Here is a 14,429-nt window from a genome sequence, read left to right as displayed (position 1 = left end):
TTCTTCGGCCTGGCCTGCGCCGGGATCGGCAAGATCGTTTTTTCCCGGGTAATCAGGATCTGGGGGAGCGACCTGGTCAAGAAGACCCTCTTCCCCCCCGTGGTGGTCGGTTCCATCATCGCCGTCATCGGGCTCAACCTGGTTCCGGTCGGGATCAACATGGCCCGCGGAGACTCCGCCGCTCTCAAGGGATACGGGTTCGCCGTCGCCTACCGCGAATGCGGCCGGCTCGATCCGGCGGGGGCCGAGTCGGTCAAGTGCCAGGCGGTGGCGGCCGGCTACATCGCCCCGGAAACCGTGGATGCGCTCTCTTCGGAAGCCGCCGTTTCCCGTTGCGCCGCCCTCATTTTGGACGACCCGGGTAAGGTCTTCGCCACCCAGCGCTACGCCTGGATTTTCGCCGTCGCCACGTTGGCGGTCGCGGTCGCGGTCATGACCTGTTTCCGGGGGATCCTCCGGCTCCTTCCGGTGATCGTCGGCGTCGCGTTCGGTTATCTGCTCGTTCTGATCTTCGGCCGGATCGATTTCGAGCCCTTGCGCGCCGCCCCCTGGCTGGGGTTTCCCGACTTCACCATGCCCCGGGTGGATTGGCGCGCCGCCGTTTACGTTCTCCCCTTCGTGGTCGCCCCGGTGGTCGAGCACTTCGGGGACATCATGGCCGTGAGCGGAGCGGTGGGGAAAGACTTCTTCGCGTCGCCGGGGGTCGACCGGACGATGCTCGGAGACGGGATCGGCACTCTTTTCGGGGGGCTCATCGGCTCGGTTCCCAACACGTCGTACTCCGAAGGGGTCTCGGCCCTCAACATCCTCAGGATATCCAATCCGCGGATCATGCTTCTGGCCGGAATTTTCGCCGTCCTCATCTCCTTCGTCCAGAAGGTCGCGGGGCTGTTGCGCACCATCCCCGGCTGCGTTCTGGGGGGAATCATGGTCGTGATTTTCGGGGGGATCGCGGTGATCGGCCTCTCCACCTACGTTCGGGAGCGGGTCGATTTCGCCCAACCCCGAAACATCGTCATCGCCGCGATCATGCTGGTGGTGGGCATCGGCAACGTCGCCTTCAACCTGGGCCAGGTGCAGCTGAGCGGCATCGGTCTCGCCGCCGTGCTCGGCGTCGCGCTCAACCTGATTCTTCCCCGCCGCCTGCCGGGGGAAAAGGCCTGAGCGCCCGCTCGTTTCCCCGGGAGTTCTTTCCGGAGAGGCGGGGACTTGCCAAGCCGGCGATATCGGCTACAATAACCCTGAAAGGGTTTGAGGAAAGCGGCGGATGAACGAAGCGGAAGCGATGGAAAACCCCGGCGACCTTCGCCGCCGGGTTCTGACCACGGTCAAACGGTTCAAGGGGAACTGGATCGATCTGGGCCGCTGCCTGGCCGAGGTCCAGGCGGAAGGGAGTTTCCGGGGTTGGGGCTACGACACGTTCTCCGACTACTGCGCCCGCGAACTTAAAATCCGCAAGGCTACGGCCGACAAGCTCTTGCGTTCCTACCGCTTCCTCCGGACCGAAGAACCGGAATTTCTTTCCCGGGTCCAGCGGCCCGAGGACGGCCCGGAGACGGTCCCGGACGTGGAAAGCGTCAACGTCCTGCGCCGGGCCCGGAGCAACCGCGGCATCGCGGCCGAGGATTATTCGGGGATCCGTTCCGCGGTTCTCGACGAGGGGGTACAGGCCCGGGAAGCCGGGAAGCTCTACCGGGACCTGCTGGCCTCGGTCCGGGAAGAGGCCCCGTCGGCCGCGGACGCCTGGGACGCCCGCCGCTCCCGGGTGCTGAAGGGTTCCCTGGTCTCCTTGCGCCGGGTCCGGGAAAACCTCGAAAACGGGGGCTACGCTTCCCCCCGCCTGCTCGACCGGTTGCGGGAAGCGATCAGGGAACTGGAAGCCGAAGTCGCCGGGGAATAGTCGATGAGCCCGCTTTTGGGAGTCAATCTGGAGGAGGAAGAGATCCGGACCCGCCACGCTCCCCCGGCCTCTCCCCGCCGCCGCCGCTGGCTGGCCGTATCGGCCGCGGTCGCGGCGGGGGCGCTGCTGGGGTTCATCGTCTTCCAGGGGATCGAGGGGCTGGAAGGGAGAACCCATCCCCGGGCCGAAGGGTTCATGGACGCGGTCAAGCCGGAGTACCGGCCCGACGAATACGCGGAAGTGGTGGAGGTGTACGACGGCGACACCGTGAAGCTGGGCGACGGCCGCCACGTCCGCTTTCTGGGGATCGACACCCCGGAGACGGCCAAGCCCTACCTGGGCGATCCCGTGGGCGATCCCTTCGCGGACGAAGCCACCGCCCTTACCCGGGAAATGGTCCTGGGCCGGAAGGTGGGTTTGATCTACGGGCCGGAGCGGACCGACCACTACGGCCGGACCCTGGCCTCCCTGGTGGTGGACGGGGTCTGCGTCAACGCCGAGCTGCTGCGCCGCGGACTGGCCCGGGCCTACATCCTCGACAAGGCCTTCGAGTTCAAAAAATGGTTTCTCAAGGCTCAGGAGGAGGCTCGGGAGAGCCGTCTCGGGATCTGGAGCCTGAGAGAGCGCTGAGGAGAAGAACCGTGGCGTATTCGAAGTTGATCCGCCGTCTGGCGGTGCCGGTTTTGGCCGCGGGCCTGAGGGCCGCTCCCGCCTCCGCCGTCGAAGCCGTTCCCCCCTCTGCGCTTCCGGACCGGGAAGTGGAGATCGTCGTTCTGAAAGCTTCTTCCCCGGAAGCCGTCAAGGAGACGCTGGCGGGCGTGGGCGCGCGTTGGGGGCTTTTCGCCGGCATGGACATCCTTCCCGTTACCGGGCCCGCGCCCGGCTCGGGCGCGCTCCTTGTCCGGGGGAGGGAAGAGCAGGTCGACCTGGCCGTGCGCCTGGCCCGCGGGCTGGACGGTCTTCTGCCTCCGGCGGCCGTCTCCTCCCGCCTGGTCCCGGTCCCGCTGGAGCACGTGGGCCCGGCGGCGATGAAGGAGATGCTCCTGCTCCTGTGGGAGCGCGCGGGGCTCCCGGCGGACGGCCCCCGCCTCGTGATCTTTCCGGGGGAGAGCCGGGGGAACCTCTTCTTCCTCGGCTCCGCCGAGGAAGCCGCCCGGATCGCTTCCCTGGCCCGGGCCCTGGACGAACCGCGCTTTGCCGGGGTGGCCGACAACTTCCGCGGCTTCTGGCGGGAGTTCCGCTCCGACCTCGAACGGCATTTCATCGCTCTTTCCACCTACCTGGCCGCGGCGCTGGCGCTGTTGGGCCTTCATCTCCTGCTGACGGTGGTTCCCGGGCTCGGCCCGATCTACCGCCGGTGGTTCGACCTGGTTTGGACCCGGCTTCTGGACGGGATCAAGGGCAGGGATTTCGTTTACGAGGTTCTGCGCCGTTTGGCCGAAACCGCGGTGGCGGCGGCCAGGAACGAGCCTTTCCCGCCGCCGTCGGGGAGCGCCGGGGACGGCGGCGACCTGCGCCGCCGGGCGCTGGCCAACTGCCGGGAACTGATGCGCCTGCGCGGATTGGACCCGAACCGTTCCGACCTGCGGGGGCTGGCGGAGCAGTTCGTCGATGCCGCCCTCTCGGGGAAGGCGCCGGGGGGGGAGAAGGCGTGAAGCGCCCGGCGCTTTCTTTCCTCCTCCTGATCTCGCCCCTCCACGACCGGGCCCGGTTCCGGGCCGGATTCGAGAAGTTCCTGGCCGGTCTCTCGGAACTGGCCGGGGTGGAGCTCCGAGAAATCGACCCCGGCGCCGGGGAACTGCCCTCGGTGGTGTTTGTCGGGACCGGGGGGACGGAAGCCGGTTTCCGGGAACTGGCGGGGCGCCTGCGTTCTCCGATCCTGCTGGTATCCCATCCCGCCGAGAATTCCCTCCCCGCCTCTCTGGAGATCCTCTCCTGGCTCAGGGCCCGGGGAAGGCAGGGAATCATTCTTCACGGTCCCCCGGAACGCATCGCCCGTCCCCTCGCCACCTACGCGGCGGCCCTGGCGGCCGGTTCCCGGATCGCGGAGTCGCGGCTGGGTCTGATCGGCAAGCCCTCGGACTGGCTGATCGAAAGCCGGGTCGACGGCGCCCTGGTGGAAGCGAGGTGGGGTTGTCGGATCGTCGAGATCCCGATCAGAGACATCCGCCTCCCCGCTCCCGGGGAGGGAAAAGACGCGGGGAAACGGTTCCTGGCCGGCGCCCGGGAGGTCACGGGGGTGGAGCCGGAACTCGTCGACCAGGCCGAAGCCCTGACCGCGGTCCTCAAGGAACAGATCGCCGCGCACCGGTTGGACGGGATCACCCTGCGCTGCTTCGACCTTCTCGATGTTTGGGGAAACACGGGCTGCCTGGCCCTTTCCCGGTTGAACGACGAAGGCGTCCCCGCCGCCTGCGAGGGCGACGTCCCGGCGCTCTTCACCATGACGGCCGCTTATTTCCTGGCCGGGACTCCCGGGTTCATGGCCAACCCCGCTTCCATCGACCCGGAACGGGGCGAGATGATCCTGGCTCACTGCACGGTCCCGCTGCGGCTGGCGCGGGAATATTCGATCCTCCCCCATTTCGAATCCGGGATCGGCGCGGCCGTCCGGGGCGTGCTTCCCCCGGGGCGCTGTCTTCTCTTCAAGATCGGGGGAGACGATCTTTCCCGGATCTTCCTCTGCCCGGGCGAGATCGTCGAGAACCTGGCCCGGCCCGAACTCTGCCGGACCCAGATCCGCGTTCGGGTTCCCGGAGACGGGACCGATTACCTCAAGCGTCCCCTGGGCAACCATCTGGTCGTGGTGCCCGTTTCCGACCCGGAACCCTTCAACGCGTTTCGGAGTCTCTTTTTCTGAAGGTCCGCCTCATCCCCGCGAAGGCGGCGGCGGCGAAGGCCAGGGCCAGGGCCGGGTAGGCTCCGACGGCAAAAGCTTTCCCGGGGTCGTCGAGAAGGCGCGGGGAAAGGGGGAGCATCGAGGAGGGATTTTTTTCCAGGCGGACGATCATCGGTCTCCCCCGGGTGAACCACCCCAGGTAGCCGCTGAGCAGGAGCCGTCGCCGCACGCCCGGCGCGGCCGCAGCGTAGCATGCGGCCGCCGAGCGCAGGTAGGAGTTGTTGGTCCAGCAGTAACCGCCCAGGGGAGTCTCGGTTCTTTTCATCTCGGTGGAAGGGAACCGCCGGTAGGGGAGCAGGGAGAGAAGCGTGCCCGCGATCAGAACGGCCGCCGCGGCGTTGACCGCCGCCCGGCCGATCCGGCGCGCTCCCGCTTTTTTGAGGACCGCAGTCAGGCCCACGGCCGCCAGGGGAAGGGTCCCGCTGAAGTAGCGGTACCCGAACGCCGAACCCTGCTCCCTCCAGCGCAGGACGATGACGAAAGGCAGGGCGACGATCAGGAAGAGGAAAAGGCGGTTGAGCCCGTTCCCCGCACGGTTGCCGAGCGGGCGCATCGGCAGCAGGAGGAGCCCGGCCCAGCCGGCCAGGGCGGGCAGCGCGGTCCAGGCCAGTCCCCAATCCAGGCCGAAAAAGACCTGGCGGAGGTTGTTCAGATCGGTCACGACCCCTCCCGGCAGCCAGACCCGCAGCCCTTCCCGGTCGATGACGGAAGGGGTTATCCAGCTCCACGGCGGGGGAAAGAGCCTTCCCAGGTAGACCCACCACGCCGCCCCCTGGGTGAGCAGGAACGTTCCGGCCGCACTCAGGGCGAATACGGCGGCCGCGGTCGTCCGGGGCCGCGCGGTTTCCAGGGGCTTTCCCGACCAGATCGGCGCCAGGGTTCCCGCCGCGCCCAGCAGGAAAAGGTTGAGGTTCTGCCAGCGGACCACCAGGGTCGCGGCGGAGAGCACTCCCAGCAGCAGGACGTCGCGTCGGCGCACGGACCTGGATTCGCCCAGGAGGAGCAGTCTCCAGATCAAAAGCGAGGAGGCGAGAAAGTCGGGAACGTGGGAAAGCAACGGGCGGGCGAAGGCGTACGCCGGCAGAAAAGTCCCCCACATGATCAGGCTGACCCCCGTCACCGTCGGCCAGTTCCCGAAGCGCCGGCTCAGGGCCAGGAGCAGTACCGCCCCCGCCAGGAAGTAATAGCAGACCATCCCCGCGCTGGCGAAGGAGAAGAAGAGGGGGTGCAGGGTGTCGAAGACCGCGTGCTTGAGAACGTCCAGAACCTGGACCAGGGGAGCGGCCAGGAAGTAGAAGGGAAGGATGAAGAGGCTGGTGCCGATGGCGTGAGGGGCCACGATCCGCCCCGTGGCCGAAGACCGCAGGGCGCGGAAGGGTTGGTTGGAGAGATCGAGGTCCCCGTCGTTGGCCAGGGAAACCGCCTGGGAAAAATAGCTGGTATCGTCGAAGGCGTCGATGTGGCCGGCCGGAGAACCCAGGGGATCGGAGACCAGGGCCAGGTAGACGAACGCCAGGGAGAAAAAAACGGCAAAGTATATCGAGAGGGCTTTAATGGGGCGCCCCCGCCTTTTGAAACCGGATCAGAGCGAATCCGCGGCTTCTTCTTCGGAATTAAAGATTTGGAAAAGCTGCGTAAACCCGGCGGTTTCGAAGACTTCGCGGACATAGGGTTTCATGCAGCAGAGGGCGATGGCCCCGCCTTCCCGCTTCAAGCGCTTGGCCGTGGCCAAAAGCACCCTGAGTCCGGCGCTGGAGATGTAGTCGGTCTGGGAAAAATCGCAGACGAGCTTGACCGAACCGTCGTCGATGACTTTTTCCAGCGCGGTCTGGACGTCTTTGGCCGAATAAGCATCGAACCGTTCCACCATGGTGACGATTGCGACTTCGCCGCTATGCCGTATTTCCACGATCAACCTCCCGGTATCGAAACTGCGGAAACGGGTACTACTATAATCGGAACGCGGCCGGTTGGCAAGCTTCGGCAACGCGGTCTTCCGGAGCGCGATGGGACTTGGGGTTCCTTCCTGCTATACTCTTGACGGCCGGCAGCCCCGGCGCCGGGGCTGCCGGGGCCTTGCGGCGAGAGTCGAACCGCGAACCCCGGGGGGAAGGATGAGAAGAATCGGTGCCCATGTCTCCATCTCCGGCGGGGTGGACGCGGCCGTGGCCCGCGCCCGTGAAGCGGGATGCGAGGCTCTCCAGATTTTTTCCCGCAACCCCCGGGGCTGGAAGGTTTCCTCCATACCCGCCGAGCGTGCCGACGACTTCCGCCGCCTCTGCCGTGCCGCCCGCCTTTTTCCCGTGGTGGTGCATTCTCCTTACCTGATTAACCTTTCCGCGCCCGACCGGGAAACCTACCGGCGTTCGCTTCGGGCGTTTTCCCGCGATCTGGCCCGCGCCGATGCCCTGGGGGCGGACTGGTACGTCGTTCACGTCGGTTTTCACCGCGGGTCCGGGCGCGAGGAAGGCATCGCCCGGATGGCGGACTCCCTGCGCGAGCTGCTTGCCGAACGGCCTCCCGGGGGGGCCGGGGTCATGCTCGAAAATACCGCCAGCGTCGGCAGTGCTCTCGGACATTGTTTCGAGAACATCGCCCGGATCATGGAGGCGTCGGGCCGCGCCGATCGGCTCTATCTCTGCCTGGATACCTGTCACGCCTTTGTCGCCGGCTACGACCTGGCCGGGGGCGACGGCCCGGGCAAGGTCCTGGCCGAGGTGGACCGCCTGATCGGCCTGGAAAAGATGCCGGTGGTCCATTTCAACGACAGCCTCTTCGGTCTCGGTTCCGGCCGGGACCGGCATGCGCATATCGGCGAGGGCCGGATCGGATTGGAGGGGATGCGCCGGATCTACCGCCACCGCCGCCTGGCCGGCAAAACCTTCATCCTCGAAACCCCGCAGAAAGAGCCCGGGGACAACGCCCGCAACGTGGCGGCGGTCAAGGGGTTCCGCCGCCGCCCGGGATCGGGTCCTCAGGAGCGCCGGTCGTCTCCGGGTTCGAGGTAAGCCGCCGGCTTCTCCCGGCGCCGGCCGCGCCCGAACGCCCGCATGACCAGGGTCTTCAACCCCCGGTTGCTCAGGCGCACTTCTTCTTCCGCTTCCGCCGCCGTTTTTTCCCAGACCTCGATGAAGCCGGGGATGCGGGCCTTGAGCGCGGCCAGGGCTTCCTCGTAGACAAGCAGGCGCTTGATCTCTTCCCGACGCGGTTTCCGCTGCCACACCGTCAGGTTCTCCCGGAGAGCGTCGCGTTCTTTCTTGAGTTCCAGAATACGCTGCTTGAGAACCCGGTTGGAACGGCCCGCGATCTCCAGTTCCTCCGCCAGCCGGCGTTCCAGAACATGGATGCGCCGTGCCGCCCGCGCCGCCCCGATCACCTTCAACAGCCATAACAGCAGGGCGACCGAGAGGCCCGCCGCCAATCCGGGGTAGAAACCCCGGTACGCGATCAATTCACTCCATGACGTCATTCGCGGCTCCTTTGAACGTTCCGGTTATCGTTATTTCCATCTCCCCCCGTATGCAGGTCAGTTCTTCGACCTTCACTTCGGCGCCGAAGGATCCGCCCGCTTCCCAACGGATACGGTCCCCGATCCGGCGCAGGCCGGGCAGTTTCGAGATCTTGTCCTCGAGCCGGTCGAGCAGAAGCCGGCGGACGATGCCCGGTACGCCGGCCAGTTCGATATCGAACTCGAGGCCGCCGTCGGCGATTTCGGGGGTTATCACCGCGGTGAAGGGGATAGGCACGGGAACCTTCGCTTTTCCCCGGAGGGTGAGCGCTCCCGCGTCGATGTTCACGGTCTCGATCCGGATCGGCGGGGAGGCTTTCCGGAGCAGACCGGCCAGCAGGCCGGCGATGTCGCTTTCCCCGATAGTGGTCCGCGCCCGCATTTTCAGGCGTCCAACCGTAGAATCCGCCACCCGCTGCGGCTCTGCTCCCAGCCGCAGAACGTGGTTCTGACCGAGGCCAATATCCGCTCGGGGTTTCCCAGGAGCCGGAGGGGGACGCCGATCTCCAGGGACCGCGGGCTCTTGACGATCACCGTTCCTCCGGTCTCGACGGCCGTGTACTGGTCCCGGACCCGCCGCCGGAGCGGTCCGGTTTCGATTTTGATCTTGGGCATTTCCCGGAAGGGAGTGTCTTTTTTCCAGCCGTAGAACTGCGCGCTGACCCCGAACTGGCGCCCCAGCGGAACCTTCAGTCCGATTCCCGCGTAGATCCGTTCCCGGTCCCGGCGGGCGTAGTGTTCCTGGACCCCGGTGAACCCGGTTTCTGTCCGGGTTACGAGGGTTCCGGTCCCGGTTCCGTCTTCCGGGAGAACCAGGTGCCGGGGCTGAACGTCCGCGAACGGTTCGTCGGCGCGCATGAAGGAAAGGAGGAACCGGGACGAGTAGGCGAATTGGGAAGCGTGGAAGCGGATGGCCGCTTCCTTCCGGGCCAGGTCCGTTTTCGAGAGGCGATATTCCGTCCAGATCGATTCCCGCTCCAGGGCCGCCGGCGGATCGAGCGGGGCCTCGGGAAACTTTCCCGGGGGCCAGGGCCAGCCGGGGAAGTGGACCAGGTAGGAATGGAGCGGGGGGGCAGTCTTCTCTCCCAGGTTCCAGAGGCTGACGAGGGTGAAGAGGTACAGGGCCCGGTGGTCGACGTTGAAATCGGAGGGGTGGGAGACCAGAATCCGAGTCGGGTCGAAGTCCAGGATCTCTCCCTCGATGTCCTGCAGCACCGCCTCGCCTTTGTGGGGCGCTCCGGGCGTGCGCGCGTAATCGTAGGGGACCTTCTGGACCGAGGTGAACATGCTCCAGCAGGGGGGGGCGTTGCCCCAGTGCTCTTCCCAGATCCTCAGGGTACGGAAGTCGGGGTAGCCCAGAAAGACCAGGTTTTCGGGTTTCAGACCCAGGGCGCCCGCGGCGTCCATGGCTTCTTCCCGCCGGAGCAGCCCCATCTGGCGAAAACGGGTGGAGCGGAAGACGGGCAGGCCGCGGTAGGCTTCGAAGGCCAGCTCGTTGTTGTCTCCGCAGGTGAAGAAGACTACCCGGAGGGGAACGCCGGCTTGCGCCGCGCGGTGGAGGAGGCCGCCGCAGGCCAGGACCTCGTCGTCGGGGTGGGGGGCCAGGACCATGAGCCGGTCGGCGGCGGTGAATTCGGGGAAACGCTCCCTCTTCCCGCGGGGCTCGCCCGTGCTCTCGGAGGACTCTGCAGCCGCTGATTTCATTCCCTTCCGGTGTTTTTCCGCCCGTTCTTCTTATCCGGGGATGCCGGCGATTTTACCACAACCCGCGACCCGCCCACAATCGCCGGGCCGGGAGAGGATTTGAGATGTCGGGGCCGCTGTGATACCGTAGCGCGTATCCGCAGGAAACCTCGAGGCCGTAAAAATGAAAAACTACGATTTTCGAGCGATCGAAGCGCGCTGGAGAGAACGCTGGGAGCGGGAAGGGCTTTTCCGGGCGCTCGATTTCGATCCCGAACGTCCCCCGTTCTATTGCTTGACGATGTACCCGTATCCGTCCGGGGTTTTGCATATGGGGCACGTGATCAACTATACCCTGGGCGACGTCATCGTCCGCTACAAGATTCTTCGGGGGTTCAACGTTCTCTCTCCGATGGGGTGGGATTCGTTCGGGCTCCCGGCGGAGAACGCGGCCAAGAAGCAGGCCCGTGCCGCCCGGGAACGGGGAGAGCTCCCGCTTCACCCCAACCAGTTTACCGAGCGCAATATCGCCCATATGAAGGAGCAGATGGCCCGGGCCGGGTGGGGCTACGATTGGTCTCGGGAGCTGGCCACCAGCCGTCCCGACTACTACCGCTGGACCCAGTGGCTTTTCCTCCTCTTCTACCGCCACGGTCTGGCCGAAAAGAAAATAGCCCCCGTCAATTGGTGTTCGTCGTGCGCCACGGTTCTGGCCAACGAGCAGGTCATGGCCGACGGCACCTGCGAGCGGTGCGGATCGGCGGTGGTCCAGAAGGACCTCAACCAGTGGTTCTTCCGGATGAGCTCGTACGCCCAGAAGCTCCTGGACGGCCTCCGCGACCTGGAGGGGAACTGGCCGAACAAGGTGCTGAGGATGCAGGAGGACTGGATCGGGAAGTCGCGGGGGGCGGAGGTCGATTTCACGATCGCGGAGACCGGCGAGAAACTGACGGTTTTCACCACGCGCCCCGACACGCTCTGGGGAGTGACGTTCATGTCGCTCGCTCCCGAGCATCCCCTCCTCGAGCGGCTGGTGTCCGGAACCGAGCATGAGGAACGGGTCATGGCGGCGGTCCGGGAACTCCGGGCCCAATCCACCAGCGCTCGGGTTCAGGCCGATGTCGAGAAGAAGGGGGTCTGGACCGGGTTCCACGTCGTCAACCCCGTCAACGGGGAGCGGGTGCCCCTCTGGGTCGCAAATTTCGCGCTCATGAGCTATGGGACGGGCGCGGTCATGTCCGTTCCCGCCCACGACCAGCGCGACTTCGAATTCGCCGGCGCCTACGGACTTCCGGTGAAGGTGGTGATCGAACCCCCGGAAGGCTCCCCGGACCCGGCCCCGCCGGCCGCGGCTTTCGTCGGCGCCGGGACCATGGCCGCCTCCGGGATTTTCAGCGGTAGGAACAACCTCGAGGCGATGGAGGATATCGTTTCCTGGCTGGAGACGAGCGGCTTCGGCCGACCGTCGATCAATTACCGCCTGCGCGACTGGCTCCTTTCCCGGCAGCGTTACTGGGGCGCCCCCATCCCCATTATTTATTGTCCCCGATGCGGAGAGGTTCCGGTCCCGGAGGAGGATCTGCCGGTGGAGCTTCCTCTCGACGTCGATTTCGAGCAGCCCGGCAACCCCCTCGAGAGCAGCCCTTCGTTCGTGACCTGTTCCTGTCCCGCCTGCGGCGGTCCCGGGCGCCGGGAAACCGACACCATGGACACCTTCGTCGATTCTTCCTGGTACTTTCTCCGCTACTGTTCCCCCGCCGCGCTCGACGCCCCCTTCGAGCCGGGTCCGGTCGATTACTGGATGCCGATCGACCTCTATATCGGCGGGATCGAACACGCCACCATGCACCTGATCTATTTCCGGTTCTTTACCCGCGTTCTTCACGATCTCGGCCTGCTTGAATTCGCCGAGCCCGCCCGCCATCTTTTCTGCCAGGGCATGGTCTGCAAAACCGCCTACTACTGCGATCTCTGCAAGTGGATTCCGGAATCCCAGGTCCGGGACGGAGTCCGCGAAGGCGACGGCATCGTCGGGGGCGTCTGCTCCGTCTGTGGGAGCCCCGTCCGGGGAGAGATGAAAAAGATCAGCAAGTCCAAGCTCAACATCGTCGACCCCGACGAGATGATGGACCGGTACGGGGCCGATTGCGTCCGACTCTACATGTTGTCCGACACCCCTCCCGACCAGGACCGGACCTGGAGCGACGAGAGGATGCAGGGCGCCTGGCGTTTCCTCAACCGCCTCTGGGATACGGTGACGGAAGCGGCCGGCGAACTGCGTTCCCTCCCCCCGGGGCTCCCCGCCGATCTCGGCCCCGCCGATCGGGAACTCCGCCGCCGCACCCACGTCAGCATCGGGAAGGTCACCGACGCCATCGAGGGCGGTTTCCGGTTCAACACCGCCATCTCCTCGGTGATGGAGCTGCTCAACGCCGTCCGGGGCGAAGCGGGCCACCATCCCGCCGTGGTCCGGGAAGCGGTGGAATCGATGCTGGTGCTGCTGGCCCCGATCACGCCCCATTTCTGCGAAGAGCTGTGGCGGGAACTGGGGCACGACCGCAGTATCTTCAGCGGCTCCTGGCCGGGAATCGACGCTTCGGCCCTGGCGGTGGCGGAGGTCGAGATACCGGTCCAGGTCAACGGCAAGCTGCGGGGGAGGATCATGCTCCCCCCGGGAGCTTCGGAGGCCGTCGCGCGTTCGGCGGCGTTGGCCGACGAGCGGGTCCGGGGCGCACTGGGCGGGGCCGTCGTCCGCAAGGTGATCGTCGTCCCCGACCGGATGGTCAACATCGTCGCCGGCCCGGCATGATCGCGCCGGCATGAAGGCGCCCGACCCCGCTTCCCGCTCCCGGATCCGGCGATTATGGGCCGTTCTCCGTTTCGATCGGCTGACTCCGAAGGAGCGTTGGCTGTTGCTGGCGCTGGCGGCGGCGACGGCCTGGGGCGCAACCGCTCTTCTGGTCCGGGTCGCGCCCCGGCCTCATGGATATATGGGCCTCTACTCCGAGCTGGAGGAAGCCTGTCCCGACCGGCTCGCCGTCCCCCTTCCGGCGGCTTCCCTTCCCCCTCCGATTCACGGGGCCGCGCCGGCGCCCCCCGTTCTTCTGACCGCGCCCCGCTACGACGACGACGACCTGATCGACATCAACCGCGCCGGGGTCCGCGAACTCTGCCGTCTCCCCGGAATCGGCCCCGAAACCGCGGCCCGGATCGTCGCCTACCGCCGTTTCCGCCCCTTTGCGGTCCCGGAGGACATCCGGGAAGTGAGGGGGATCGGCCCCTCGACGTACGAGGCCATCGCTCCCCTGATCAAGGTCAGATAGGATCGCGTCTCCTCCGGGACCGGCTTCCCTCCTTTTCCCGCTCCGTCAAGGAGAGGTAGATGATGACCCCGGAGTTGAAGAGATAGAGAAACGGGTAGGCCAGCCACGCGATCAGGCAGACGAGCAGCGAACCGCCCCAGACCGCCCCGGCCGCCGGGTAGACCCAACTCTCCGGAGGGAGGTCGGGAGGAACGGAAACGTGCCCGCCCAGGAAGGGAACGAGCCGGGAGAAGAACGGCGGCATCTTGAGAAGGACCCGTCCCGGTTCGTCTCCGAGAACGGCGGTGGAGACCAGCAGCAGCAGCGAAATCGACCCGGCCACGACCGCGGTGAAGAGGAGGAAGTAGACGGCGGTGAGAAAAAGCGCGGTGAATACGTATCCCCAGAAGACGAGGAAGTTGCGGCGCATCATCTCCGCCAGCACGCCGAAGGCCCGGGTGGCGCCGGCCCGGCGGTCCACGATGATGGAGGGCAGGATCAGGGTGGCCGCCGCCAGGGTGAGGCTCCCGACTATCAGGGCCAGGGCCGCTCCGAAGCGGGGGAGGAAGGTGGCCGCCCAGAACAGCGGTCCCCATCCGGGAAGCATGCCCACGGCGGTCAACGTCACCAGAATCAGGCCGGCGGCGAGGATGAAGGAAATGATCCCGGCCGGCGCCGCCGCCAGGTGGAAGCCGAAACGGATCCCCCGGGCGAACGCGGTGGAGATCGAAGGCCGGGATCCGGTCCGTATTTCCTCGAGGATGAGCCAGGTGACGGGTCCCGCGAACACCAGCAGGAGAAGGTAGAAGACCAGAATGCCCAGAAAATCCACGAACCAGGGGAGAAAATTGGTTTCGGCCTGAAAACGGTCGGCCAGGGTCGTGAACCCGAACAAGGCCGCCAGGGCGACGGCCAGCCCCAAGGCCTGGATGATCAGGCGCTTATGGTCCAGGGTGTACTGGACTACCCGGAAAATATCGGGGTACGAGAACGGCTCTGTCCGTTTCATGGCTCCGCGGGGAGTGGAATATTTTTAAACCGAGCGGGATTCTAGCAGTTTAACGGATGAGAGTAAACGAAACCCCGAACCCAGGAGGCTGAATATGAAACGGATCGGGTTACTCTCCCTGGCGGCGG

The 14,429-nt window shown here is 66.2% G+C and carries 14 protein-coding genes; 8 read left to right on the top strand and 6 right to left on the bottom strand.

Features of this window, described 5'->3' with window-relative positions:
• The 5 genes from PLZ73_11730 to PLZ73_11710 form a co-directional block, all read left to right on the top strand.
• Positions 1 to 1,164 (top strand): solute carrier family 23 protein (locus tag PLZ73_11730; protein HOO78542.1); only part of this gene is annotated, 1,164 nt, incomplete at its 5' end.
• Between the two features lie 103 nt (positions 1,165 to 1,267).
• Positions 1,268 to 1,900: a hypothetical protein gene (locus tag PLZ73_11725; GenBank protein HOO78541.1), complete on the top strand. Its 633-nt coding sequence runs from the start codon at positions 1,268 to 1,270 to the stop codon at positions 1,898 to 1,900.
• 3 nt (positions 1,901 to 1,903) lie between these two features.
• Positions 1,904 to 2,530: a thermonuclease family protein gene (locus tag PLZ73_11720; protein ID HOO78540.1), complete on the top strand. Its 627-nt coding sequence runs from the start codon at positions 1,904 to 1,906 to the stop codon at positions 2,528 to 2,530.
• 11 nt (positions 2,531 to 2,541) lie between these two features.
• A complete protein-coding gene (locus tag PLZ73_11715) occupies positions 2,542 to 3,555 on the top strand; it encodes a hypothetical protein (GenBank protein ID HOO78539.1) in 1,014 nt (337 codons plus the stop codon).
• Positions 3,552 to 4,760, top strand: coding sequence for a hypothetical protein (locus tag PLZ73_11710; GenBank protein ID HOO78538.1), 1,209 nt, complete (start codon positions 3,552 to 3,554; stop codon positions 4,758 to 4,760). The genes PLZ73_11715 and PLZ73_11710 overlap by 4 nt, the downstream gene beginning before the upstream one ends.
• On the opposite strand, the gene PLZ73_11705 is transcribed toward PLZ73_11710, so the two are convergent.
• Together PLZ73_11705 and PLZ73_11700 are read right to left on the bottom strand one after the other, a co-directional pair.
• The gene (locus PLZ73_11705) at positions 4,732 to 6,138 is read right to left on the bottom strand and encodes a hypothetical protein (protein HOO78537.1); all 1,407 of its coding nucleotides are present in this window, start codon (positions 6,136 to 6,138) and stop codon (positions 4,732 to 4,734) included. The genes PLZ73_11710 and PLZ73_11705 overlap by 29 nt on opposite strands.
• A gap of 243 nt (positions 6,139 to 6,381) precedes the next feature.
• The gene (locus PLZ73_11700; GenBank protein HOO78536.1) at positions 6,382 to 6,708 is read right to left on the bottom strand and encodes an STAS domain-containing protein; all 327 of its coding nucleotides are present in this window, start codon (positions 6,706 to 6,708) and stop codon (positions 6,382 to 6,384) included.
• A 205-nt stretch (positions 6,709 to 6,913) separates the two neighbouring features.
• Here PLZ73_11700 and PLZ73_11695 point away from each other — a divergent pair, with 205 nt between their 5' ends.
• On the top strand, positions 6,914 to 7,807 hold the full coding sequence (locus PLZ73_11695; protein ID HOO78535.1) for a deoxyribonuclease IV: 894 nt from the start codon (positions 6,914 to 6,916) through the stop codon (positions 7,805 to 7,807).
• Here the strand turns inward: PLZ73_11695 and PLZ73_11690 are convergent.
• Genes PLZ73_11690 through PLZ73_11680 form a run of 3 tightly spaced genes read right to left on the bottom strand, consistent with a single transcriptional unit; the run spans position 7,774 to position 10,011 of the window.
• Positions 7,774 to 8,268 (bottom strand): hypothetical protein, encoded by a 495-nt coding sequence (locus PLZ73_11690; GenBank protein ID HOO78534.1) that lies wholly within the window; start codon positions 8,266 to 8,268, stop codon positions 7,774 to 7,776. The genes PLZ73_11695 and PLZ73_11690 overlap by 34 nt on opposite strands.
• Positions 8,252 to 8,689 carry a hypothetical protein gene (locus PLZ73_11685; protein ID HOO78533.1) on the bottom strand — a complete coding sequence of 146 codons (438 nt, stop codon included), beginning with the start codon at positions 8,687 to 8,689 and terminating at the stop codon, positions 8,252 to 8,254. Before PLZ73_11685 ends, PLZ73_11690 begins: the two co-directional genes overlap by 17 nt.
• A gap of 2 nt (positions 8,690 to 8,691) precedes the next feature.
• Entirely contained in the window at positions 8,692 to 10,011 is a 1,320-nt protein-coding gene (locus tag PLZ73_11680; GenBank protein ID HOO78532.1) for a PIG-L family deacetylase, read from the bottom strand.
• Between the two features lie 163 nt (positions 10,012 to 10,174).
• On the opposite strand from PLZ73_11680, the gene leuS reads away from it, so the two are divergent.
• Together leuS and PLZ73_11670 are read left to right on the top strand one after the other, a co-directional pair.
• A complete protein-coding gene (gene leuS / locus PLZ73_11675; protein HOO78531.1) occupies positions 10,175 to 12,799 on the top strand; it encodes a leucine--tRNA ligase in 2,625 nt (874 codons plus the stop codon).
• A gap of 10 nt (positions 12,800 to 12,809) precedes the next feature.
• Positions 12,810 to 13,313 (top strand): helix-hairpin-helix domain-containing protein, encoded by a 504-nt coding sequence (locus tag PLZ73_11670; GenBank protein HOO78530.1) that lies wholly within the window; start codon positions 12,810 to 12,812, stop codon positions 13,311 to 13,313.
• On the opposite strand, the gene PLZ73_11665 is transcribed toward PLZ73_11670, so the two are convergent.
• Complete coding sequence (locus tag PLZ73_11665) at positions 13,306 to 14,301, bottom strand: hypothetical protein (protein ID HOO78529.1); 996 nt, start codon at positions 14,299 to 14,301, stop codon at positions 13,306 to 13,308. The genes PLZ73_11670 and PLZ73_11665 overlap by 8 nt on opposite strands.
• Between the last annotated feature and the right edge of the window lie 128 nt (positions 14,302 to 14,429).

It is taken from the genome of bacterium, assembly GCA_035380285.1.
GTDB lineage: Bacteria > Auribacterota > Erginobacteria > Erginobacterales > DAOSXE01 > DAOSXE01.
The sequence above is the reverse complement of the archived record's forward strand: the minus strand, read 5'-3'. Positions and strand labels throughout refer to the sequence as shown.